General features: G+C 36.7%; 24 protein-coding genes. 4 read left to right on the forward strand and 20 right to left on the reverse strand.

Going from position 1 to position 24333, the window contains the following annotated elements; genetic code table 11:
* Positions 1–12 precede the first annotated feature (12 nt).
* Together LG296_RS10405 and LG296_RS10410 are read right to left on the reverse strand one after the other, a co-directional pair.
* The gene (locus LG296_RS10405; protein WP_181417972.1) at positions 13–663 is read right to left on the reverse strand and encodes an NAD(P)H-binding protein; all 651 of its coding nucleotides are present in this window, start codon (positions 661–663) and stop codon (positions 13–15) included.
* A gap of 159 nt (positions 664–822) precedes the next feature.
* Positions 823–1563, reverse strand: a complete 741-nt coding sequence (locus tag LG296_RS10410) for a hypothetical protein (protein WP_107933329.1) — start codon at positions 1561–1563, stop codon at positions 823–825.
* A gap of 211 nt (positions 1564–1774) precedes the next feature.
* Here LG296_RS10410 and LG296_RS10415 point away from each other — a divergent pair, with 211 nt between their 5' ends.
* Positions 1775–2599 carry an EcsC family protein gene (locus LG296_RS10415; RefSeq protein ID WP_107933328.1) on the forward strand — a complete coding sequence of 275 codons (825 nt, stop codon included), beginning with the start codon at positions 1775–1777 and terminating at the stop codon, positions 2597–2599.
* A 78-nt stretch (positions 2600–2677) separates the two neighbouring features.
* Here LG296_RS10415 and purU read toward each other — a convergent pair whose 3' ends face one another.
* Positions 2678–3583, reverse strand: a complete 906-nt coding sequence (purU, locus tag LG296_RS10420) for a formyltetrahydrofolate deformylase (RefSeq protein WP_107933326.1) — start codon at positions 3581–3583, stop codon at positions 2678–2680.
* Positions 3584–3714: 131 nt separating this feature from the next.
* On the opposite strand from purU, the gene LG296_RS10425 reads away from it, so the two are divergent.
* The 3 genes from LG296_RS10425 to pabB all read left to right on the forward strand — a co-directional run bounded on the left by LG296_RS10425 (position 3715) and on the right by pabB (position 6392).
* Positions 3715–3924: a hypothetical protein gene (locus LG296_RS10425; RefSeq protein WP_107933324.1), complete on the forward strand. Its 210-nt coding sequence runs from the start codon at positions 3715–3717 to the stop codon at positions 3922–3924.
* A 150-nt stretch (positions 3925–4074) separates the two neighbouring features.
* On the forward strand, positions 4075–4653 hold the full coding sequence (locus tag LG296_RS10430) for an aminodeoxychorismate/anthranilate synthase component II (RefSeq protein WP_107933322.1): 579 nt from the start codon (positions 4075–4077) through the stop codon (positions 4651–4653).
* Positions 4653–6392 (forward strand): aminodeoxychorismate synthase component I, encoded by a 1740-nt coding sequence (gene pabB, locus LG296_RS10435; RefSeq protein ID WP_107933320.1) that lies wholly within the window; start codon positions 4653–4655, stop codon positions 6390–6392. The genes LG296_RS10430 and pabB overlap by 1 nt, the downstream gene beginning before the upstream one ends.
* 54 nt (positions 6393–6446) lie before the next feature.
* On the opposite strand, the gene LG296_RS10440 is transcribed toward pabB, so the two are convergent.
* The 17 genes from LG296_RS10440 to LG296_RS10520 all read right to left on the reverse strand — a co-directional run bounded on the left by LG296_RS10440 (position 6447) and on the right by LG296_RS10520 (position 24085).
* The gene (locus LG296_RS10440; RefSeq protein WP_107933318.1) at positions 6447–8162 is read right to left on the reverse strand and encodes a GMC family oxidoreductase; all 1716 of its coding nucleotides are present in this window, start codon (positions 8160–8162) and stop codon (positions 6447–6449) included.
* Positions 8163–8206: 44 nt separating this feature from the next.
* Positions 8207–8986, reverse strand: coding sequence for a gluconate 2-dehydrogenase subunit 3 family protein (locus tag LG296_RS10445; RefSeq protein WP_107933316.1), 780 nt, complete (start codon positions 8984–8986; stop codon positions 8207–8209).
* Positions 8987–9198: 212 nt separating this feature from the next.
* Positions 9199–9522 (reverse strand): hypothetical protein, encoded by a 324-nt coding sequence (locus LG296_RS10450; RefSeq protein WP_107933314.1) that lies wholly within the window; start codon positions 9520–9522, stop codon positions 9199–9201.
* Between the two features lie 379 nt (positions 9523–9901).
* Entirely contained in the window at positions 9902–10222 is a 321-nt protein-coding gene (locus LG296_RS10455) for an SCP2 sterol-binding domain-containing protein (RefSeq protein WP_107933312.1), read from the reverse strand.
* A gap of 133 nt (positions 10223–10355) precedes the next feature.
* The gene (locus LG296_RS10460; protein ID WP_107933310.1) at positions 10356–10817 is read right to left on the reverse strand and encodes a peptidoglycan recognition family protein; all 462 of its coding nucleotides are present in this window, start codon (positions 10815–10817) and stop codon (positions 10356–10358) included.
* 49 nt (positions 10818–10866) lie between these two features.
* On the reverse strand, positions 10867–11445 hold the full coding sequence (locus LG296_RS10465) for a TetR/AcrR family transcriptional regulator (RefSeq protein ID WP_107933309.1): 579 nt from the start codon (positions 11443–11445) through the stop codon (positions 10867–10869).
* Between the two features lie 38 nt (positions 11446–11483).
* Positions 11484–12659 carry a thiolase family protein gene (locus tag LG296_RS10470; protein WP_107933307.1) on the reverse strand — a complete coding sequence of 392 codons (1176 nt, stop codon included), beginning with the start codon at positions 12657–12659 and terminating at the stop codon, positions 11484–11486.
* Between the two features lie 85 nt (positions 12660–12744).
* The gene (locus LG296_RS10475) at positions 12745–13143 is read right to left on the reverse strand and encodes a MaoC family dehydratase (protein ID WP_107933305.1); all 399 of its coding nucleotides are present in this window, start codon (positions 13141–13143) and stop codon (positions 12745–12747) included.
* Entirely contained in the window at positions 13140–13589 is a 450-nt protein-coding gene (locus LG296_RS10480; RefSeq protein ID WP_107933304.1) for a MaoC family dehydratase N-terminal domain-containing protein, read from the reverse strand. Before LG296_RS10480 ends, LG296_RS10475 begins: the two co-directional genes overlap by 4 nt.
* Positions 13590–13607: 18 nt before the next feature.
* A complete protein-coding gene (gene fabG, locus LG296_RS10485; RefSeq protein ID WP_107933302.1) occupies positions 13608–14372 on the reverse strand; it encodes a 3-oxoacyl-ACP reductase FabG in 765 nt (254 codons plus the stop codon).
* Between the two features lie 179 nt (positions 14373–14551).
* Positions 14552–15520: an MBL fold metallo-hydrolase gene (locus LG296_RS10490; protein WP_235867588.1), complete on the reverse strand. Its 969-nt coding sequence runs from the start codon at positions 15518–15520 to the stop codon at positions 14552–14554.
* A 74-nt stretch (positions 15521–15594) separates the two neighbouring features.
* Entirely contained in the window at positions 15595–17220 is a 1626-nt protein-coding gene (locus LG296_RS10495; RefSeq protein ID WP_107933298.1) for an ABC transporter substrate-binding protein, read from the reverse strand.
* Between the two features lie 33 nt (positions 17221–17253).
* On the reverse strand, positions 17254–18159 hold the full coding sequence (locus LG296_RS10500) for an ABC transporter permease (protein WP_107933296.1): 906 nt from the start codon (positions 18157–18159) through the stop codon (positions 17254–17256).
* A gap of 41 nt (positions 18160–18200) precedes the next feature.
* Positions 18201–19094 carry an ABC transporter permease gene (locus LG296_RS10505; RefSeq protein ID WP_404426984.1) on the reverse strand — a complete coding sequence of 298 codons (894 nt, stop codon included), beginning with the start codon at positions 19092–19094 and terminating at the stop codon, positions 18201–18203.
* Between the two features lie 50 nt (positions 19095–19144).
* Positions 19145–21184, reverse strand: a complete 2040-nt coding sequence (locus LG296_RS10510; protein WP_268968868.1) for an ABC transporter ATP-binding protein — start codon at positions 21182–21184, stop codon at positions 19145–19147.
* A gap of 34 nt (positions 21185–21218) precedes the next feature.
* Positions 21219–22769 carry a class I adenylate-forming enzyme family protein gene (locus LG296_RS10515; protein ID WP_107933290.1) on the reverse strand — a complete coding sequence of 517 codons (1551 nt, stop codon included), beginning with the start codon at positions 22767–22769 and terminating at the stop codon, positions 21219–21221.
* A 104-nt stretch (positions 22770–22873) separates the two neighbouring features.
* Positions 22874–24085, reverse strand: coding sequence for an MFS transporter (locus LG296_RS10520; RefSeq protein ID WP_248283763.1), 1212 nt, complete (start codon positions 24083–24085; stop codon positions 22874–22876).
* Positions 24086–24333 lie beyond the last annotated feature (248 nt).

A 24333-nucleotide genomic window follows, 5' to 3' on the forward strand; every position in this document is an offset into this window, starting at 1 on the left:
AAAATCCAAATATTAAATTACCATATTTATGGCGTCCTCAATAGGTTGTTTTCCTGATACTACCTTGAATTCCTTTCGAATGGTTGACTGATTCTCTAAGCATGCAAGGACTATTTTCGCAACATCCTCACGAGAAATATCACCAATACTAATATCTCTATCATCCACTTTTACAAATCCTGTCCCTTTTTTATCATTTAAATTTCCAGGATGGATAATTGTATAATCAAGTGATGACTGCCTTAACCACTGATCAACATAATAATTCTTAATCATTATCGGTCGAAAGTATACAGGTAAATGAATCCATTCTTCTTTACGAGTTTCAAATGAACTAATATGAACCATTCGTTTGAGAGGAGTATTCTTCAGTGCTTCTAATAATTTAATGGTTTCATCAATTTCGACTATCGTTTCTGACACGAGATCATCCATAATGTGCTCAGCAATTACGATGGCATCAACATTAGGAGCTGTCGACAGAATGACTTCTAGAGAATCACCTGTGCTATATAAATAATTCTCAATACCTTTTTCAGTAAAATAAGCCGACTGAGCTCTATTTTCTAGTAAAGCAATAGCCGTGTGTTTTGCATTGTTAAGTATGTATTGAATTAATTGTCTTCCTAATGGACCATTGGCTCCAAATACGAGAATATTCAATTCCCTCACAACCTTTAATCTAAATGTTTTACCTACAGAATGGCCTAAAAATGATAAATTTAACCATAATTTTAAGCTACTTTATGTAGAATAAAACCAAAACAAAAAAACCGACAATTTTATTAATATGTCGGCAGAAAAATCCCTATTTCAATATAACTAATTATCTTCTCTGATTTTATCGTATAACCAATAGCTTGCCTGATCAGCTATATATCTTTCATATTTGTTCTTACTATATAAATACACAGTTTTAAATAAGGTTTGAATATCCTTCCAATAAAAGACACTTACACCTTTTAGCATTGGAAGCTCTTGACGATGTGGCAGTAAGCCTATGACCTTTTCAGTCGAGTCTTTGTATTCATTTACCATTCTAAATCCCATTGGACTATTATATTTATCTAATATCAATAGTGAAAAGTAAAAGTCTCTCTTTTTTGCATAATTCGTACCACCATCAATCATCCTTATTAGCTCATCTCTTTTCGCATTATCATTATGACCTAGGCTAATATCCGACTTGTATTTTGCCTCTATAAACCATACAAACGTATCCGACTCGATGATGATATCAATATCAGTTTTCCCTTCACTAACAGCAAGACTTTGGGGCTGGCGGATTTTTTTCCAAAGTTTAATTTCTATCTGTTCAGTTGAATGAGAAAACTCTTTTTGAAATGCTTTATAAAATAACTGTTCAATCCAAAGCTTCCGATCAATCTGGTTAAATGAACGAAAAACATTCCATACAATTGAATCTTCACTCGTTTCACTTTGGGTCTTCTCTAACCTTCTTTTTTGCCAAAATTCAAGCTGTGGGTCAAATTTATCGATTAATAATGAGTCTCTAAAATGCTCATGGATTTGCTTAAGCTCAGTTTGAGTACCATCTTCCATTTCATCCCTCCCCTATTGTTACCATTTCCTCTAGAATTTTAAATACATATCAGTTATATATACGATTTAATTTTATATGTCATTCATTTCAAATTAATTTAGTTTAAGAAAGACTTTGACAAAAATGTACATACTAAAAAATGAAACATTCTGTCACCTACTAACGTAAAGAAACTATACCCTACGTAAAATATAGATAGGAGCAATGATATTGGAATCAAAAGAACAATTGGAACATTATTTAGTGGAAATCGAAAAATGGGAGGATGACCAAAAAGGGTTATTTTTTTGGGAGAAGATTGGTCGACTTCCCTTTAAAGTAATCGATAAGCTCACACCTAAATTTATACAAGCGAAAATTGGGATTTTGGTTAATGAATTAGGAAGCTATATTCATACAGGCGGCAAATATTTAATAAGTGAAAAGCTAATGCTGAAAAAAATTCAAAAAAACACTTCATATTCCATTGATACCTTCGAGGATATTGGAAAAATGCCTATTGAGGATATGATTCAATTAAGCGAAAAATTACAAAGTGAACGAAGTAAATTAGCCACAGTGCAAGGGGCATCCACTGGTTTTGGGGGCGTTTTCACACTAGTAATTGATATTCCTGTTATTTTAGGAATGGCTTTAAAAACCCTACAGGAGATTGCGATTATTCATGGCTATAACCCAAATGAGAAACAAGAACGGGTTTTCATAGTAAAATGCTTGCAGTTCGCTTCAGCAGACATTGTAGGAAAAGAAGCAATCTTAAACGAGCTTTCCATGCTGAATAAGAAAAAAGATACTGCAGAGAGCATGATAAGTCAGCTAAAGGGTTGGCAGGAGGTATTCTTCACATACCGCGATAACTTCGGTTGGAAAAAGCTATTTCAAATGGTCCCAATTGCCGGCATGGTTTTTGGTGCAATCATCAACAAAGGCATGATGGACGATGTCTCTGAAGCAGGTAAAATGTTGTATCGAAAAAGACGAATTTATGAAAAGCTACATGAGCTAGAAAAAGTGAAAAATCCTACAATAGAATAGCTTGATTTTATTTCAAATTATAAAAAAGCTGGAAATCCTACGATACAGATTTCCAGCTTTTTGAATGGTCGTTATATTTTAATGGAATACGATTGTTTTATTTCCTTCTACAATGATTCGATTTTCTAAATGCCATTTCACTGCTTTAGCTAATACACGACGCTCAATTTTACGACCGATTTTCTTTAGAGTTGCAACATCATCTCGGTGGTCCACACGTTCCACATCCTGTTCAATGATTGGTCCCTCATCTAAATCGTTTGTTACATAATGTGAAGTAGCACCAATCAGCTTCACCCCTCTTTTATAGGCACGGTCATAAGGGTTAGCACCTATAAACGCTGGTAGGAAGGAATGGTGAATATTAATAATTCTATTTTCAAAATGATTTACAAATTCCGGCGTTAGAATCTGCATATAACGAGCTAAAATTAGTAAATCTACATTATATTCTTCCATTAGGGAAATTTGTTTTGCCTCTACTTCTTTGCGAATATCCTTATTTGCCGGTAAGTAATGAAATGAGATTCCGTAAGACTCGACAATCTGACGTGCATCCTCATGATTACTTATAACAACTGCAATATCCGTTTCTAAATCTCCGTTTTGCCATTCCCAAAGTAATTCTAATAAGCAGTGTAATTCCTTTGAAACGTATATAGCTGATCGTTGACGGTTACTTAAATAATGAAAATGATAGGTCATCTCATAATTGTCAGCAATTTGCTTAAATTCCTGCTCCATCTCTTGAACCTTAGACAGCAGCTTGTCACAAGTATATTCTATTCGAATAAAAAAAGTTCCGTTTTCTGGATCACTTGAATATTGACTGGATTCAATAATATTGGCTTTATGTTTCCACAAAAAACTTGATAGGACTGAAACAATACCTGGTTTGTCAGGGCATTTAACTAATAGCCTCGCTCTATTCTCTGCTCTTGAACCTAATTGTTTGTTCTCTCTCTTAACTTGCTCTACTTGCATCTTATGTACACTCCTACTTATCATTAATTTTTTTATTATCTATCATTTTCAAATAATGAGCAACAGTTTGGCGTTTTGTTTACATAATTTACACAAAATTTCGCATATTAAGGTTGAAAGGAGATGAGATAATGAGCGAAAAGAAGGATTTTGACGAATACTCAAACTTTGATGACCGTAATTTACAAAGTAAAAGCAGTGCCTACAAATCAAATAATTCTCATCAAAACTCGACTAAGTCAAATGAGGAATATGGGATGGAGAAAAACCCACTTTTGAACAAAATTAAGAATAGCTCAATTATGAAAAAAGTTGAGAAATTCTTAGATGACAATAAATAACCCTAACTAATCCCTCGATTTTTACATCGAGGGATTTTCTTGTTTTTATTATTCCCTCTGCACTTAATAATTTTCAAATTCTTCGCATTTCTTGTCCAATTCTTCTATAATAGGTCTCATATTACTCACCTTGAAAGGAAGACTATTAAATTGATACTAGTCATCGATAATTATGATTCATTTACTTATAATTTAGTCCAATATATTCAATCCATTGGTGAGGAAGTCGTAGTTGTTCGAAATGATGAGCTTACGTTGGATGACATTAGAAAAATGCAGCCTAATTCTATCCTTCTCTCGCCTGGTCCTGGAAACCCAGATACTGCTGGTATTTGCTTGGAAATTGTGAAAGAGCTTCATCAAGAAATACCTATATTAGGAGTTTGTCTAGGGCATCAAATAATTGCACAGGCATTTGGAGGAAAAGTACATAAAGCTAACCAGCCTATGCACGGAAAAGTGGATATAATCATTCACGATGGAAAACAGATTTTTAATGATATCCCCTCCCCTGCACCTGTTACAAGATATCATTCATTAATAGTAGATGAGGCAACCTTACCAAGCATGATTGAAATCAGTGCTAAAACAGAAGGCGGAGAAATCATGGCCATTCGACACAAGCATTTCCATGTTGAAGGTGTACAATTCCATCCCGAAGCAATACTTACAGAAAATGGACTTAAAATGATTCAAAATTTCTTTACTAAAACACAAAGGATTACATAATGAAAACGAATAATAAACAACCACTTTTATCATTTGAATTTGCAACTTCCACTGGTGAAGTCAAGCCAGTAACCTTTATAAATCCGATTAAAACGATTGTGGCAAATAAAATAGAGGATATTTTTCCATGCTTTGAGCAAATCCAAGAAGCCGTGGAGCAAGGCTTTTATGCGGCTGGATATGTTTCTTATGAAAGTGCTCCTGCATTTGACTCTGCCTTTCAGGTAAGTGAAAATCCGAATATGCCTTTACTCTGGTTCGGAATCTTTTCAGAACCCATTGAAGAAGGTATTACTAGTAATGGAAGCTATGAAAATTCAAAATGGTCACCAGATGTTTCAAGAGAGAATTATAATGCTTCAATCGAATCCATTAAGTCCTCTATCGAAAATGGTGATACCTATCAAACTAATTATACAATTCGACTGCAGTCACAATTTAAAGGGGACGACATCGCCTTTTTCACTAAATTAAAACAAGCTCAATCTTCTAATTATTGTGCATATATCAATACAGGAGAATTTAGTATTTTGTCTGCCTCACCTGAGCTTTTCTTTCATTTGAAGGATCATCATATTACTACTCGACCGATGAAAGGAACGATCGCTAGAGGCAGAACAGTAGCAGAGGATGAAGAGAATGCAAAATGGCTTTATGAGTCAGAAAAAAATCGAGCTGAAAATGTAATGATTGTGGATTTACTGCGAAATGACTTAAGTGTCATTGCACAGCAAGGGACTGTCCAGGTACCAAAACTTTTTGAAATTGAACATTACCCTACTGTTCACCAAATGACCTCTACAATTACTGCAAAGGTAAGACCTAATACTACCTATTTCGACTTGTTTAAGGCCCTTTTCCCATGTGGTTCAATTACTGGTGCTCCAAAAATTAGTACGATGGATATTATCTCGAAGCTTGAAATAGCTGCACGAGATGTCTATTGTGGGGCTATTGGTTATATCACACCAAAGAAGGAAGCAATTTTTAATGTACCAATTCGTACAGTAGTTCTCAACCAAAATACTGAACAAGCTACCTATGGTGTAGGAGGCGGTATTACATGGGATTCGACAGCTTCTGGTGAATATGAGGAGGTTTTAACAAAAGCTAGCCTACTTGAACAAAAGAAGCCTATTTTTGATTTGCTTGAAAGCATTCTACTAGTTAATGGAGAATTGTTTTTACTTGAAGAACATCTTGATCGTATTCAGGAATCATCGAAATACTTTAAATTTCCGTTTAATCGGCAGGAAGTCAGATCTGCTCTCAAAGATGTTGCAAAAGAGTATCCAGTTGGGGAGTTTAAACTTCGATTGCTCATGACAAAATCCGGGCAGCTGAATATTGAAGCACACCCTTTAGTTGAAAGAGCCGTTGAAAAGACTGTCAAATTAGCAGCATACCCTATCAATAAAAAAGAATTGTTTTTATATCATAAAACAACCAATCGCGATATATATACACAACTCCAACAAACTGATGTATATGATGTTTTACTTTGGAACGAAGATCATGAAATTACTGAATTTACAAACGGAAATATTGTCGTGAACATGGAGGGAATTCTTTATACCCCACCGATTCATAGCGGACTTTTAGCTGGGACCTTCCGTGAAAAATTGCTGAGCGAGGGTGAAATCGAAGAAAAAGTTCTGAAGCTAACTGATTTAGAAAATTGTTCTGAAATTTGGTTTATCAACAGTGTACGAAAATGGATAAAGGTTAAAATTATATAACTATGTAAAAAAAGAGAATGTCTTCTTTCGAGATTACATTCTCTTTTTGTGTAATTATACTAAAGAACCACCATTCTTTAGATATAAATCAATACCTTCTGCACAACGGTAGGATAAGGCTCCTACTGTGCCAGTTGGGTTATAGCCTGAGTTATGCGGGAATGCACTTGCACCTGGAACGAAAACATTTTCATAATCCCACATTTGTAAATAACTATTTAAAGCACTTGTGTCTGGGTTATCTCCCATAATTACGCCACCAGTATTATGTGTAGATTGATAAGGAACGATATTATATGGACCTTTTTCTTTCGCTACAATTATTTCAGATGCACCCATTTCCTTCATGATTTCTTCAGTTTTTGATGCCATAAATTTGGACATCTCGTTATCTTGCTCTTTAAAGTCATACGTCATTCGTAGTAATGGATTTCCATATGCATCCTTATAGGTTGGGTCTAAATCTAAATAATGATAACGGAATGGCATAGAAGCACCTTGTGCGTTAAATGATATAGAACGGTTATAATATTTAACTGATTCTTCTTTGAATTTCGCTCCCCAACTTGGTGTATCAGGTTTTACAGCATTATTTTGAATTGGGCGCTTTCCAAGTTGTCCTAAGAAAATATTGGCACCATGGAGGAAATTTAAATCAGAATGGTCAAAATTATCTCCATTAAATTCATCAAGAGTCATACCTAGTGAACCTGCACCAGCGTAAACGTTAAATTCGCGTTCTTCAAAGAAGCCTGTAGTAGAAGCACACATATTTTGATATGCATAGTTTTTACCTATTACACCAGTTCCTGTTTTAGGGTCATATGGCTTCCCTATCCCTGATTGCAATAATAAACGAACATTATTTAACACATAACTTGTTACAGCTACAACTTCAGCAGGCTGAATAAACTCTTCACCTGATTGTGTGTCAACAAATCGTACCCCGGTTGCTCGATTTCCTTCATGCAGAATTTCAACTACATTTGCATGTGTGCGTAGATCGAACTTTCCTGTACTTTCTGCTACTGGTAGAACTGTCACAGTTGGATCAGCTTTAGCCCCGTATTCACAACCAAATCTCTCACAAAAACCACAATATTGACATGCTGCACGAGAAATACCATCAGGATTTGTATACGCTTCGGATAAATTTGCAGATGGTTGTATAAATGGTTTGTAACCTAGATTCTCGCAAGCTTCTTTAAATAAATTCATTGCTGGCGTTTGTTTCATTGGACCCGTTGGATATGGATTTGAACGAGGTCCACCATGGGGATTTTCTTCACCTGATATACCTGCCATTTGCTCAAATTGGTCAAAATATGGTTCAATCTCATCGTAAGTAATTCCCCAGTCTTGAAGAGTCATATCAGCTGGAATTTTATTTTTTCCATAGCGTTCTTCGGTCATTGTTCGAATTTGGAAATCATATGGAAGGAATCTCCATGTTTGACCGTTCCAGTGGACTCCAGAGCCACCCACATCCGTTCCTAATAAGAAAGAACCGTATTGACGCATTGGAAGAGCTCGCATTTTTTCGTTATTTCTAAATGTAACCGTTTCTTTGGATAAATCCTGCATTAAATCGTAACGTAGTGCATAACGAAGTTCATCATGAACCATTAAAAAATCGGATGTCTTACGGCCTTTTCCACGTTCAAGACCAACTACCTGATACCCTTTTTTTGTAAGCTCAGCTGCTAAAATTCCGCCTGTCCAACCAACGCCTATTAACACAACATCCGTTTTAGGTAATGTCGTAGCCATTCTCTATCACTCCTGTAATTTGTTAATTAATTTAAAATTTAAGATTAATGATTGTGTTGTGAGGATAAAGATTTTGGCGCAATTTCCTCAAACTCGTCTTGCTCGATCATGTTAAAGTAACTCATTTGGTGCCCTGGGTATTTCTTCATTTCCCAGCCAGCCATACTTGCATTCCCTCCATACAACGGGTCAGCATATACTCCCTCAATTGTTGTAGAACGAAGTAAATTGAAGAAGTAATTTGAAGAAACTCCTTTCATCTCAACATTTCCATCTTGGAAATCTGTTAGAACTGCATCTTGCTCTTCTCCTGATAATTCAAGGAAGGATTTTTTATATTTCTCAGCACTATGTTTTTCAATTGTTTCTAGGCCTATAGTAAAGATTTCTTGACGATTTAAACTACTTTGATAACCTTGAGTTTCTTCGCCTGGATAGAATGGACCTGACATATATTCCTTTGCGTTTGTTCCCCAGCCGCTAGCTAATTGATGGTCTATAAAATAAGCTACTAATAGTTCTTCTGCACCTGGTCCGTTATCATCGGCAGGGTAGATTCTTTCAACGGCTGCATTTGTTATATCGAATTGATTAGGTGTAAAGAACATTAATGCAGCATTGGCATTTGCATTCCCTGTCCCTTGTGGGGATGGTGTTTGTTTTGGATCTTCCGTTGTCGTTGTTTCATTTGTTTCTTTACCAATTAATGTTCCAACTGCACCACCGACAATTAATCCTCCGACTGTTAAACCAGAATTTTTAAGAAATGAACGTCTGGATGTACGTTTCTCTAGTAGTGGATCCTTTTTATCTTGTTCTGCCATAAAGCAACCTCCTAATTTAACTTTGAAATTAATAAACCATTCTATTTACTTTTAATAAGTAATAAAAATAATATAGTTCACCAGTATTTTGTATCAAATTTACTTTTTAATACTTTTAAATCCAAAATTTTTATTAATTATCCAACTTTTATTAATAAAAAAAATCGGCCCCCATTAAGAGGACCGATTTTTTTATTGATTCTATTCTTTATTTAGTCAGCTACTGTATTTGCATCGGTATTTTGACCTTCGTCTTCCACACCTTGACCACCAACATCGTTACTTACAGGAGGGTGCTGCTCAGAATTTCCACCTGTATTCGTGTCTTCTGGTTCATTTTCTAATTCTGTATCCATATTTGCATCATTATTTTCTCGAAGGGATTTCTCCTGAACCTCTTCTAAATCCTCCTCAATAATTTCCGTTGTTTCATTAACATTATCACTTGTCTCAGTATCTGTTGCATTGTCAGTATTACAGCCGACTAAAGATAAAGAGAGCATTAATAAGAATGGTACGTACCAAAGTTTTTTCAATGAAATAACCTCCAATTTGATTTGGAGTTATTATGTGTGATTTCAGTTTTATTATTCATTAAAAGTATTCATTAAAAGTATCCATTAAATGTTTCAACGCATTTTTACTTAATGTATGTAAAAATAAAATTAATTGAAATATTCAATATTAAAATGATCAATTAAAGCTCCTTTTTCTATTATCGGATGGTTTGAATAAAAATAACCAACTAACATTAGGAGAAAAAATAAAATAAAGGCAACTAGATTTCGTTTTTTCAAAACATCATCTCCTCTATATTTTTTGCATATTACATAATTCTATATAATTCGCAATAATTCCTTTTATTTCAACAAAAAAAGAGTTAAAGCTTAAGTACAAGCTATAACTCCATTATAATTAGCTATAGTATTCAAGAATCTTACTAAGCTTAAGTAATTGACTCATATCACCAAATACTTTTATTTTACCGAATAGAAAGGCTGTATTTGGATTCAACTGGCCGTTTGTTAGTTTTTCAAAATTTTCACTTGTAATCTGAACTGTAGCCGAAGGAGTTTCGCTTATATCAATCAGTTCAGCACGTTCTCCAAGAAACTTTACATTGTAAGACTCCTTCAAATCAGTAAATTCAAATTGAATAATCTTTTCATATCCGTTGATTCCACATCCATCTTTTTCAATTTTTTCGAATAGTTTTTTAATTATTGCTAACGACATTAACTCGCCCCCATGAACAATTTTTGAGATACATCCCCATTAATTTCATCATAACAATGAGATACTAAAATTAACATCTATTTTTTAACAATTCAAAAAAATCTCGACAGTTTTTCAACTGACGAGACTAAATCTAAATGTATTCTGTTACCTGACTACGAACCTCAGCCATATTGATGAGTTTACCTGGACAGCTTTTTTGCACTCCTTCAAGCTCTCGATGGCCAAGTACTTGTAAGGGGGTTAAATTATATAATTTCAACATATAACCACATAGCCATAGAAAGGATGTCCACTGTTGGTTTGTTGGTGACTCACTATCAAAATCTCCTGTCATGCAAATTCCAATGGAGGTGCGATTATGTCCATAGGCATGAGCTCCTACATGTTGTCCTCTACCTTCAATAATGGATCCATCTTTTTCTATAAAATAATTATAGCCTATCCCACTCCAGCCTCGTTCTTTCTGGTGAAAATCATGGCATTCCTCGGCTGTCATATGTTTTCTTGAAGTATGGTGAACAATGATATGTTGTACTTTTTCTAGTGATTCAAAGGGTTCTAAAAAGTGAAGGTTTTTTTGTATAATTTTCATAGCTCTCCTACTGTGATTCTTGGGATTAAATTATTTTTGTTCCACTATATCATTGACTATTTGTATCTGCTTTTATTCCATTTAAGATTAAATCCATATATATTGATACAAGCTCCTCTTCAGATACCTTTCCGTCCGGGTTATACCAATTGTAAGAACGGTTAACCATACCAAGAATTCCAAAAATCACGATATCACTTCTTAAATGATTTCTGAATTCTCCCCTTTCAATACCTTCTTCCATTAGCTTTTCCAGATTAAAGCGAAAGTCTTTTCTATATTTATTGACCAATAGCACCTGTGTTTCATCTAAATGGCGAACTTCTCTATTAAAAACCCTTGCACTCTTTCCATGCACTTTTATATTTTTGATAATTAAATGAATTAGCCTATTCATCTTCTCTTTACAGCTAATATATTCATCATTAAGAATTACTTCCTGCTCCTTTAAAAGCTCTTTTATATAGTTTTGATGAATATCCATTAAAAGCTCTTGTTTACTTTTAAAATAGTAATAAAAGGTCCCCTTTGTTACACCTATCGTATCAACAATATCTTGTATGGAAGTTTTACTGAAGCCCTTCTTATCAAAAAGGTCTATACTTTCTTTAATAATTCTTCCTCGCATAATATTGTTCCCTTCAAAAAATAGATTTTGTTACATTTTTAGTTTGGCTCCCTTTCAATTACTAAAGAGATTCCTTGCCCTCCACCAATACATGCCGTTATGAGGGCATACTTACCAGCAGATCGCTTTAACTCATAAACTGCCTTTGTTATTAAAATTGCACCTGTTGCTCCTAATGGGTGCCCATGAGCAATTGCTCCCCCATTTACATTCAGCTTTTCTGGGTCTATTTCTAATTCTCGGTCACAGGCAATCACTTGAGCAGCGAAAGCCTCGTTTAGTTCAACAATGTCCATATCGGCTAAAGATAGACCAAGCTTTTCCATTAATTTTTTCGTTGCTGGCACAGGTCCAATTCCCATAATGTTTGGGTCAACTCCTGCTACTGTTGCACCTTTAATTGTCGCAAGTGGCTGAATTCCTAATTCTTCAGCTTTCTCACGAGACATGACGACTAGCGCTGATGCCGCATCATTTAGGCCTGAACTGCTACCTGCTGTTACCGTACCATCTCTTTCGAAGGCAGGAGGTAATTTAGCTAAAGCAGCTAAAGTTGAATTGGGACGTGGATGTTCGTCTTTGTTGAAGAGTACAGGCTCTCCTTTACGTACAGGAATACTTATCGGCACGATTTGTTCATCAAAACGTCCTTCCTCGATGGCTCTTGCCATTCTTTGCTGACTTCTTAATGAATACTCATCCTGCTCTTTTCTAGTTATCTCATATTTTTTCGCTAGATTTTCTGCAGTAGTTCCCATTGCAGGATTACCGATTTCCTCAGGTGCAAGCAGGGATTTTCGATGTTTTGGAGGGATAGAGCTATAGGCTTTTTCAGGACGTTCATATTGATAGGGTGCACGACTCATACTTTCAATACCACCAGCAACATAGATATCACCCGCACCAGATTCAATAGCTTGCGCAGCTAACGCAACAGCATTGATTCCAGAGCCGCATTGTCGGTCAATTGTTAACCCCGGTATGTTCACAGATAGACCACCTTGTAATGCTGTCAATCTAGCAATATTGCCACCACCACTAAGAACATTTCCTAAAATAACATCATCGATTAGTTCAGGATTTATATTTGCACGCTTAACCGCTTCTTTAATGACTTCCCCACCATAATAGTGGGCAGGAATACTCGCCAAAGTCCCACCTTGTTTCCCAATTGCAGTACGCACTGCTGATACAATTACAGCGTCTCTTTTCATAGACCCTTCCTCTCATATATTTACTTTGAATTAAAAGGAGGGCTGCCTCTTTTAGTTTATTTTAATAGAGACAAACCCTCTAACATTAGCAAAGTTCAAATTTTATTTTTCCCTTAACGACATCTTTTTCATGCTGGTTTACGGCTTTTACATCAAAGAGTAGTGATTGGTCAATTTTCTCCACTAATTCCGCCTTTAATGTAAGTACATCATTTAAAAACACCATTCCAGAAAAGCGGATATTATAATCTGTAATATACCCGTCTTCATAGTAAGGAGTAAAAAGTTTTGAAAGATTCCCCATTGTCCACATACCGTGAGCAATTATCCCTGGCAAACCCGCTTTCTTAGCTTCCTCGTCTATTGTATGGATTGGGTTAAAATCTCCGGAAGACCCTGAATACTTGATTAAATCCATTCTACTTACAGGTTTAAGGATTGTTTCAAGTGATTCACCAATACTGATTTCCTTTAAAACTGTCATACGTTCAATGACCTCCTAACGGTTTCAGTGATGATGGTGATTGATTCCTCGGTGAAGATTAAGTGTCCGTTCGAATCCTCACCATATCTTCTCATTTTTAGAAAGCCCATTTTCCCTGTACTACCTTCTTTTTCATAGTAATCTTCTATTTTTGAATAACAGTAGACTTCTTCTCCTATCAATAGCGGTCTTTCATAATGATAAATTTGCTCTCCGTGAATCAGGCCATTCAAGGGTAATTTTAGACCATCAATTGTCCCAGATCTTAAAACTCGAGGGAAGGTAGGAGGTGCAATATTGGTACCAAACCTAGATTGTTTCCCCGTTTCTTCATCTATATAAATTGGATGATTATCTCCAATCGAATCGGCAAAGCGTCTAACAAGCTCTCGTTCAACTACATTCTTAACCTTGGTTGAAGTTAGACCGATATAATCTGTATACATGCGTCACACTCCTTTTTATTAATTTGTTGGCCCACCTGCCACATAGATTACCTGACCGTTAACAAAAGAAGATTTTTCGTCTGCAAAGAAGGCTACTGCATTGGCAATATCACTTGGTTTTCCAGCTCGCCCAACTGGTATTTTACTCGCTACTCCCTTTAAGAAATCTTCAAAGGACACACCTATTCTTTCTGCTGTTGCCTTTGTCATATCAGTTTCTATGAATCCTGGAGCAACTGAGTTTGAAGTAATTCCAAACTTTCCAAGCTCCTTGGCAAGCGTTTTTGTTAGCCCCTGTAAACCAGCTTTTACAGCGGAGTAATTGGCTTGCCCTGGATTTCCTAATGCTGAAGTTGAAGAAATATTAATGATTCTCCCGTACTTTTGCTGCACCATATACTTTTGTGCAGCACGCGTTGTATTAAATGCACCCTTCAAGTGAACATCAATTACTTGATCCCAGTCACTATCTGTCATTTTGAAAAGTAAGTTGTCTCGGATGATTCCTGCATTGTTGACTAATATATCAATAGAACCAAACTCTTTCACTACCTGCTCCATTGCAGCTTCTACTTCTGCTGCTTTCACAACATTTGCTTGAATTGCCAAAATGTTGATGCCCTTTTCCTTAAACTCTGCTTCAACTTCCTGTAAGGCTTCTTCATTGATATCAATAATGGCAATCTTAGCCCCTTCTTCAGCAAAAGTCTCTGCAATTCCTTTGCCAATTCCACGGCTACCACCTGTAATAAAAGCAACTCTATTATCAAACCTCTGTGTCAAATTAAATTCCTCCTATTTATATACTAAAATTATGTCCTAATATTCTATTAATAGTTTTATAGAAATATTCTGAGGGCAGCGTTTTTTCTTCAAAATGAGATTGAGTATTTGTAGACTGCATCCAAATTGAAAATTATTCCTTGAATGAAGCACTTCTCACTTAGGACTTTTTAATAGATTTAATCTCCATTTATCAATCGGTACTGATAGACACCATTTAGTTTTTCTGCAAATACAATATTTCGCTCTTGGAGCATATCAAGAACACTAACAATCTCAAAAACAAAGGTGATCACAGCCTTTTCATATCTACCTCGGTACATGTCTTGGATGATTTCAAGTCCTGTTGCACTATTATCTAATTTCTTCAAGGTATTGATGACACGATTTGCTCGGTTTTCAATATTATTGATGTGTCCATCAATTGCCCCATTTAAATTATCAATGATAGGGCCATGTCCTGAATAAGTTACTTTTGCTGGAAGCTTTCTGCATATTTCCAAATTATTTAGGTATTGCAGCAAGGGCTTAGCTCGCTCTTCTCCTTGTTTAGGCGCATCTAAAAATATCCCGCCATGTACGCCTTTTATGATGTTATCACCACAAATAAACTGCTGAGTATCTCCGCAATAAAGAGAAATATGATCCTGAGAATGTCCTAGTGTTTCAATTACTTTCCAACCAGGCAAACCTGGCACAGAATCGCCATCTTGAAGCACTTCATCAACCGTAGCAAGCTGGAAGTAATCACGGTGTCCCTTACGATATGCCCATTTAATGGCCAATTCCTTTGTTAAACCAAATTCTAGGAATAGTCTCTCAAAAAATTCCGAGCTCCATGCTAGATAGCTCTCATCTTTTAAAATCATTTCAGTATCCTTATGTGCGTAGATAGAGACTGATGGATTTTTTTCTAGAATCCAATCCACCATGCCGGTATGATCATTATGATGATGAGTTATCACAATTTGCTCGATATCTGTTAGCCCTAAGCCTAACAGATGGAGCCCCTTATTTAACTCATCCCAGCCTTGCTTATTTTTTAGCCCTGCATCGATAAGGGTTAATTTCTCTCCAAAAACAACATATGAATATACTGGACCAATTGGAAAGTTGGTTGTTAACTCCAATCTTTCTACTCTTTGCAATGTACTCAATCCTTCTTTTATAAGAATGTGTTCTCACATACCTTTCATGAAAGCTAGTAATTTATAAATAGATTCTATTTATCGATCCAAACATCCTTCAAATAGCCATACCCATAAGAAGCGTGTGGATATAGATCCTTTACATAAGCATGTCTTGGAGTAGTTGTATAGTAAGTAGTTAATGTTACTGGATTCACCAAGTTTTCTAATACATAACGCTGAATTTCATGTACATATTCTTTTCTTTCGTTTACATCTAAGATAAGTCGTTGCTCGTCAAGCATTTTGTCTAATTCTGGATCACTTATGTTGTACCAATTTCGTGAACCATTTGTATGAAGCTGTGTTCGAAGCCACTCGTCTGGCTCTTGGAAGTAGGTTTGATAGCCTATCCCCATATCGTAATCTACTTTTGGCCATCTTTCTGAGAAGTAGGCAGCATATTCGACAATTTCGATTTCTACATTTATTCCGATATTTCTTAAATCCTCTGCAACCCATTGAGCAACACGTACTAATTGTTCTCCGTAACCATTTGTAACAATCATTGTTGTATCAAAACCATTTGGATATCCTGCTTCTGCTAAAAGCTTTTTCGCTTCTTCCGGATTGTATGGTTGTAAGGCTTCACGTTCCTCCAAAGGTAATGCCCAATCTCCTAAAGAAGGGTTAACAGGTCCGCTCGTTTCCCCGCCTCCATAGATTGCATTTACCATAGATTGACGGTCGACAGCCATGCTTATCGCTTTGCGAATTCGTATATCGTCAAAAGGCTTGCGCTCCATGTTCATATAAAGCTGTTCTTGTGTAGGGAATAATGCATCAAAAATAGTGATATCTGGATTCGTTTTCTGGAGCTGAGTGAGCTGTTCAGGTGATAATTGACCAATTCCATCTGCCTGCCCTGTTCTAAACGCTGCGATTCTAGATCCTTGATCTGGCACCACTTTATAAATTACTTCATCAAGATAAGGTTTACCTTCCTCATAGTAGTTCGGATTTTTTTTATATGTTGCTTGCACATTATCCTCCCATTTTTCTAATACAAAAGGACCTGTTCCAATTGCATCTGTTGCTAAATCTACTTTCCCCTCCATAGCCTCTTTCGGTAATATCCACATAAAATGGTTAGCCATAAAGTTTAAGAAAGGCGCAAATGGTTGTTTCAAAGTGAAAACTACAGTTTGAGGATCTTGAGCTACAATACTTTCTACCTCCGAAAGCAGGGCCGCTTGATGTCCAGGTAGAGAAATAATTCTTTCCATTGTGGCTACAACATCCTCTGCTGTAACCTGTCTACCATTTACCGGTTCCTTATCATGCCAGTACGCCTCGCGAAGGAAGAAAGTATAAACTTTTCCATCTTCAGAGATAGTCCAATCCTCAGCTAAATCTGGTACAACATTATAATCTGTATAGTCAACACCTGGTCCTGTTTCATAGGATACTAGCTTGTTATAAACTAGACCTGCCATCATATGAGTGTAGATGGATGACTGACGATGAGGATCTAGCATATCTGGATCCGCGGCAGATAATATTGTATATGTTCCACCACTTTTAGGCTCTGAGGATGCTGCTTCCTCAGTATTATCAGTACCTGGTTCATTAGTTGAATTATTAGAGGAGCATGCACTCAAGACCACTATCAATATCCCGAAAATCAATAAACTTACTATCGATTTCAACCTTTTCTCCATATCATTTCCTCCCATGGAATTCTTTTTAACGAGCTAAGACATTTTTGGATCTAGGAAATCTCGAAGTGCATCCCCAAATAAGTTAAATGCCAATACCAAGATACTTAATGCTAAGCCTGGGAAAAGTACAAGCCATGGCGCACTTTCCATATATCTGCTCGCATCACTCAGCATTAGTCCCCAAGAAGGATTGGGGGGTGGTGTTCCTATTCCAAGAAAACTAAGCGATGCCTCTGCTATAATCGTTTGACCAAAGGCAAGACTTGCCATAACAATAATAGGTGCCATCATATTCGGTAATCCATGCTTCAAGATGATTCTAAACGAACCTGCCCCTACGGAACGGGAAGCTTCAACATAATTTGATTCTCGAATTCTCAGCATTTCCCCTCGTACAATCCTGGCAAATCGGGGTACTTCTATAATCACCAGTGCAATAATCACATTTTGTATAGCAGGTCCAAGCAGCGCCGCGATAAACAAAGCTAGAATCAATGCAGGAATTGACATGATGGCATCCATTATCCGTTGAATAATCATATCTACAATTCCACCGAAGTAACCTGAAATCATTCCTATCATTGTTCCTAAAAAAATTGAAATGACAACTGTTGCAATTCCAACAAGTAAGGAGATACGAGAACCATAAACAAGGCGACTAAACACATCTCGACCTAAATCATCAGTTCCCATAATATGATCAGCACTTGGAGCTGCCAAAAAAGCTGCACGATCCTGGCTTATTGGGTCAAAGGGTGCGATGATTGGAGCAATAATTGCAACTGCGACCACTATTAGGATGATTAAGAGCGATACAAAGCCGATTTTTTGTGTGTAGATAAATCGTTTGCAGTCCTCTTTAAATTTTTTTAGATGCAAATTCTTGCCTGCTGAAATCCTCTCTTTCGGCAACTCAGAGTCTAATTGAACTTGGGACATGTGAATCACTTCCTTTTCTTGAAACAAGAATAATGACTATATTATTTAGCTCTAATTCGTGGATCTACCCATCCATACATAACATCTACAATCAGATTCACTAGTAAAAACATCGCACCAAACACCAACACTGTCGATTGAACAATCGGATAATCTCTTACCAAAACCGATTCAAAAATTAGACTGCCCAAACCTGGAAGTGCAAATATCGATTCAAGAACGACAGTTCCACCCAGTAAATAACCCACCTGTAAACCGATTAGTGTAATAACAGAAACTAAAGAATTTCTAAGCGCGTGCTTGAATATTACAATCCCTTCTTTAGCACCCTTTGCTCGCACAGTTCTTATAAATTCAGAATGCAATACTTCAAGAACGGCCGACCTAGTCATACGGACGATACTTGCACTGAGTGTAATCGCCAGACAGATTGCCGGTAAAAACATTTGCTGTAGATTTACAATGGGATTTTCAGCAAATGATTGATAGCCTAGTGGTGGTATCCAATTTAAAGCTAAGGATAATACTGTTAGCAATATTAGCCCCAACCAAAAATTAGGTATGGATAAACCACCTATAGAAATGACTTTTAAAAAGTGGTCGATAAATGTATTTTGTTTTACAGCTGATATTACCCCTATCGGTATTCCAATAATAATGGCTAAAATTATTGACATAATCGCCAATTGAATAGTGACCGGAAGTCTTTCTAGAATAATTTGTGACACCTGATGTCCTGACCAAAGGGATTTTCCTAAATCGCCTTGTATAGCATTTGTTCCCCAGTCAACCAGCTGTCCTAATACACTCTTATCTAGCCCCATTTCAACCTTTAATGCCTCCATTTGTTCTGCTGAAGCACCTGAATTCGCTAACTGGAGAGTTACAACATCACCAGGGACTGCCCTCATGATGATAAAAATAAAAGTAGTCATAATAAATAGAACGAATATTCCGAATATTAAGCGCCTGACAATATATTCAATCATGTCCTATGCTCCTCCCCATAGAGATGACATGAAACAATATGACCTTCCGATTGAGCCTTCATTACTGGTTTTTGTTTCTTGCAAATATCCATCGCATATGGGCATCTCGTATGGAATTTGCACCCTTCAGGAGGGTTAGAGGGACTTGGCACTTCCCCTTTTAAAATGATTCTATCAGGTTCTATATCAGGATTTGGTACTGGGACTGCGGATATAAGGGCCTTTGCATATGGATGCAGTGGTTCCTTAAATAACTCTTCCGAATCTGATACCTCAACAATCTCTCCCAAATACATCACCGCAATTCGATCCGAAATATACTTAACTACATTTAAATCGTGAGAGATAAACAAATAGGATAATCCCAATTTAAGCTGTAAATCTTTTAGTAGGTTGAGTATTTGTGCCTGAACAGAGACATCCAATGCTGAAACTGCCTCATCGCAAATCAATAGCTCTGGTTCAGTTGCCAATGCTCTGGCAATCCCAATTCTTTGCCTTTGTCCCCCAGAAAATTGATGAGGAAATTTAAACATATCGTTTTTGGATAAACCTACAATTTCAAGTAACTCTCCGACTCTTTCTTTTTTCTTGGCACCCTTTGCTAAATTATGAACTTCCAAGGGTTCACCAATTATATCCATTATCGTCATCCGCGGATTCAAGGAACTATATGGATCCTGAAAAACAAACTGTATTCTTTTCCTAATTCCTTTTTTATCTTTTCTATTTACATTTGCTAATTGCTTTCCATCAAAGCTTACATCACCATCGGTAGCATCTATAAGCCCTGTTATTAAACGTCCTACGGTTGATTTACCACAACCCGATTCGCCTACTAAACCCAGTACCTCTCCCTTATTTATAGCAAGCGATACCCCATCAACAGCCTTAACGTGACCAATAGTTCGAGACAAAACCCCTTTTGTAATCGGGAAGTATTTTTTCAAATTAATTACTTCTAATAGGTTATTTTTACTAACTAAATGCTCATTGATGGCAAAATCAGCCTCATTATGGTCTGTACTAATTGGAATGTCCCATGCTTCTTGTAGATTAGGATCTGCAATCCAGCACTTACTTACCCGATTATTCTCAACATCGAATAATGGCGGCTCCTCATTTTTACATTTTTCTGTAGCAAGAGGACACCTAGGATGAAAACGGCAGCCTGTTGGCATATCCTTCAAGCTTGGTACATTCCCTTTTATCGTTTGCAGTCTCCGATTCTTATCTGTATCTATTTTCGGAATACTTTTTAATAGTGCTTCTGTATATGGATGCACTGGTTTGTTAAACAAATCCTTCACATTTGATTGCTCGACAACCTGCCCTGCATAGACAACAACTACTTTATCAGCCATTTCTGCAACAACACCTAAATCATGGGTCACTAGAATAATGGCTGTTCCAAATTGATCTTGTAAGTCTTTTAACAATTGCATGATTTGTGCCTGGACTGTCACATCTAGAGCGGTAGTTGGCTCATCTGCAATAATTAGATTTGGTCTACATGCAAGAGCAATAGCAATCATTACCCGTTGCCTCTGTCCACCGGATAATTGATGAGGAAAAGCATCGATTCTACTTTCAGGATCAGGCAACCCAACTAGCTTCAATAATTCCAGAGCTCTTAGACGCAATTCCGTTCTACTTAGGTCTTCATGAATTTTGATGGTCTCAATAATTTGATCTCCGATAGTATACACTGGGTCCAAGCACGTCATTGGATCCTGAAAAATCATAGCAATCTCGTTTCCTCTAATTTTCCGGATCTCATCATTACTCAAATCCTTCAAATTCAAATCATTGAATAATATTTTCCCTGAAATCACTTCACCATTACTATCTAGTAATCTTAATATGGAAAGAGCAGATACACTTTTACCTGATCCTGACTCGCCAACAATGGCTACAGTCTCACCCTTTGCAATACTAAAGGAAACCCCATCTACTGCCTCTAGATGTCCTTCTCTTGTTTTAAATACCGTTTTCATGTCTTCCACTTTCAAGAGTGTATTCGCGTTTTGGGCCAATAAAATTCCTCCTTTCATCTTTAGTTTCATAGCTTTAGTTATCTAAAGTAAGTCTAGCAAAATGCTCTCTTAGCTTTGTTTTCAATATTTTACCCACTCCATTTCTTGGCAGCTCCTCGATAAACTCAATATGGCGTGGGGTTTTATATTTTGCCAGGTTTTTTTGGCAATAATCAATCAATTCACCCTCACTTACATTCGCTCCAGGTTTTTTCACAATACAGGCAAGGATTTCTTCTCCCATCCTCTCTGAAGGGACACCAATTACTGCGGCTTCTAGCACTGCGTCGTGCTTCACTAATAATTCTTCTAAATCTCGCGGATATACATTAAATCCACCTCGAATAATTAAATCCTTTTTACGATCGACAATATACAAATAGCCCTCATCATCAACCTTTGCCATATCACCTGTATGAAGCCATCCGTTTTGCAGCGCTTTTTTAGTTGCTTCTTCATTTCTAAAATAACCTGGTGTTACATTTTCACCTAAAACCAATAATTCTCCCACTTCACCAACTGGTAGCTCTTGCCCTTGCTCGTCGACAATTTTTATTTGTACACCTGGCATTGGAACTCCCACAGAGCCTTCTTTAATAGGCATCCCATTTCGTTGAGATGCTACTCCTGGCGAAGCCTCTGATAATCCATAAGCGTCCCTTACCTCTGCGCCAAACCTTTCTTTAAATTTATGGCGTAAACTTATGGCTAAAGCAGCTGATCCAGACCCTACTGTTTCTAAGCTAGACAAGTCATATTGCTCAGCATTGGGGTGGTAAAGCATTGCATGCACCATAGCCGGAACTGCCGCAAAGGATTTTACCTTGTACTTTTCGATTACTTTAAATACTTCCTCTGCCTCAAATTTGGAGAAGATTACAACAGAGCTTCCAAGCAAGAACATTCCGTTCATAATTCCAAACCCATAAATATGTGCTAATGGAAGAACACCGATTGTAGTGCCTCTTGTATCCTCTTCATCTCGTAAAGCTAATCCTGACATAGAATTGGCATATAGATTTTTATGTGTAAGCATAACACCCTTAGGTACTCCTGTTGTACCAGATGTATATAAGATAACTGCTACATCAGATTCTTTTAAATCTAAAGAAGCATTTTCATAGATAGGCATATTCACCAGTGCTTTATCCCATTCGATAATATCGGTACCTTTTTGCATATCACTTTCATTTGGTTGGTCGATACAAATAACTTTAGGTTTTTCACTTAATCCATTTGCAGCATTCGTAATTTTTTGTAAGAGAAGTGATGATGTAATGACCACTTTTGCTTCAGAATTTTTCAGTATAAAGTTAATTTCATTTTCATGAAGGAGGTACATAACTGGAACGATGATGCCTCCTGCACCTAATACACCCTGATAAGAAAAGATGACCTCTGGACAATTCGGCATGCAAATAAGTACTCGATCCCCTTTTTCCACACCAAGTGAATGAATCAGACTTGAGACTTTTTTACATATAATCTCTGTCTCACAATTTGTGTAAGATTTGTCATTATAGTAAAGAAGGTTATACTCACCAAACTTTTTAATATTTTCCCCTAATAATTCAGTTAGTAGCATGTTACCCTCCTAAATTTATTTACTATTTTCATAGTAAAATTTTATATTCAAATATATAAAACACTTTCATTTATAAGGAGCCAACTATTCTCTAATATGAGTTACTAGTGTCTTTTAAATGGTAAGGGAATATGAATTCTTCGTTGTGAAGCAGAAAGAAATGTTATTCCAAGAAGAAGAGCTGTAATAATTGCGGAAGTTATAAATGGAGCTGATGCCAGGAATACAAATACCCATCCCCCCCAAAGCGGACCTAATATTCTTCCTAAGCTATCCATAGAATGTTGGAGTCCCATCGTAATGCCTTGCCCCATCTCATTTCGTTTTGATAGCAACGCGATTGTTGTTGGACGAACTAATGACTGACCAAAACCGGTGAAGATACACCCTATTAGGGCAACCCATATAAATGGCGCAAAACTGATAAAGCAATAACCGATTGTTGCAATGACTAAGCCGAATTTTGTAATGGTTTCTTCATCCCAAAGATCGTAGCATTTCTTAAGTAGAAAGAATTGCACGATAACAGATGTACCTGCCTGCGCACTAAAGGCTAAACTTACAAATATTGGAGTAGCATCGAAGCGTTCAATCATAAAATACCCAAGTAAACCAAAGAAACTAGAAGCAGCGATCGATAAACCCAAAATAATCGTATAGTGATTCCAATATCCAGCTTTAGTTACCATTAAAAGCGATTGCCAAAAAGTTATATCCTCTGTTGAAGTAGAATCCTCACCGTCGCTTTCCTTTTCATCATTACTAATTTTTGTATCTTGGATATAGAAATGTGCAAATGGAAGTGTGATTAATGCCAACACTCCAGCAATCATAAATGGTACCACTACACCAAGCGGAGAAAAGAGTCCCCCAATAGCCGGACCACAAAGGAAACCGAGCCCATTTACAGCACCCATTTTAGCAATAGCCTGATTCCTATACTCTTTTTTAGTTTGATCTGCCACCATTGAAAAAGCGGCAGGGTGTGCACCTGATGAAATCGCGGCACCAATTAGCCTTACTAACAGCAATTGCCAATAATTTTGAGCAAAAATTAATAGTAAAAAGGCGATTCCAAAGCCAAAAACACCCATTATTAATACGGGTTTTCTTCCTATCTTATCTGCCAAACGTCCCCAAATTGGTGCAGTTATCAGCTGTGCAATAGCCCAGATAATGATCAATGATGACATTTGGACTGAAGTTAGGTTTAAATCATCTGCTAAAAAAGGTAAAGTAGGAAGCACTATTCCATAACCTGTCATCGTCAAAAACATTATGAATCCTAGTAAAAAGAATGCCTTCCTATCCATCATAACTTCTCATCTTCTTTCACTATGGTAGAACAGAAACGGAAGATGAAGCATTCTTCCGTTTTTGTCACTTTTATTTAGTGCATGCCCCTTAATACAAGCACTAAATAACTCAAAAATATGGAAGAACTTTTTGTCTTACGGTATATTCATTCAAGAATACTTAGTATAACTAACCGGTTAGTATTATTAGGGTATAATAACTGACCAGATAGTATGTTGATAACGAGTTCTTTGCAATTCTTGTTTTT

The organism is Ureibacillus chungkukjangi (assembly GCF_044795995.1).
Taxonomy (GTDB): Bacteria; Bacillota; Bacilli; order Bacillales_A; family Planococcaceae; genus Ureibacillus; species Ureibacillus chungkukjangi.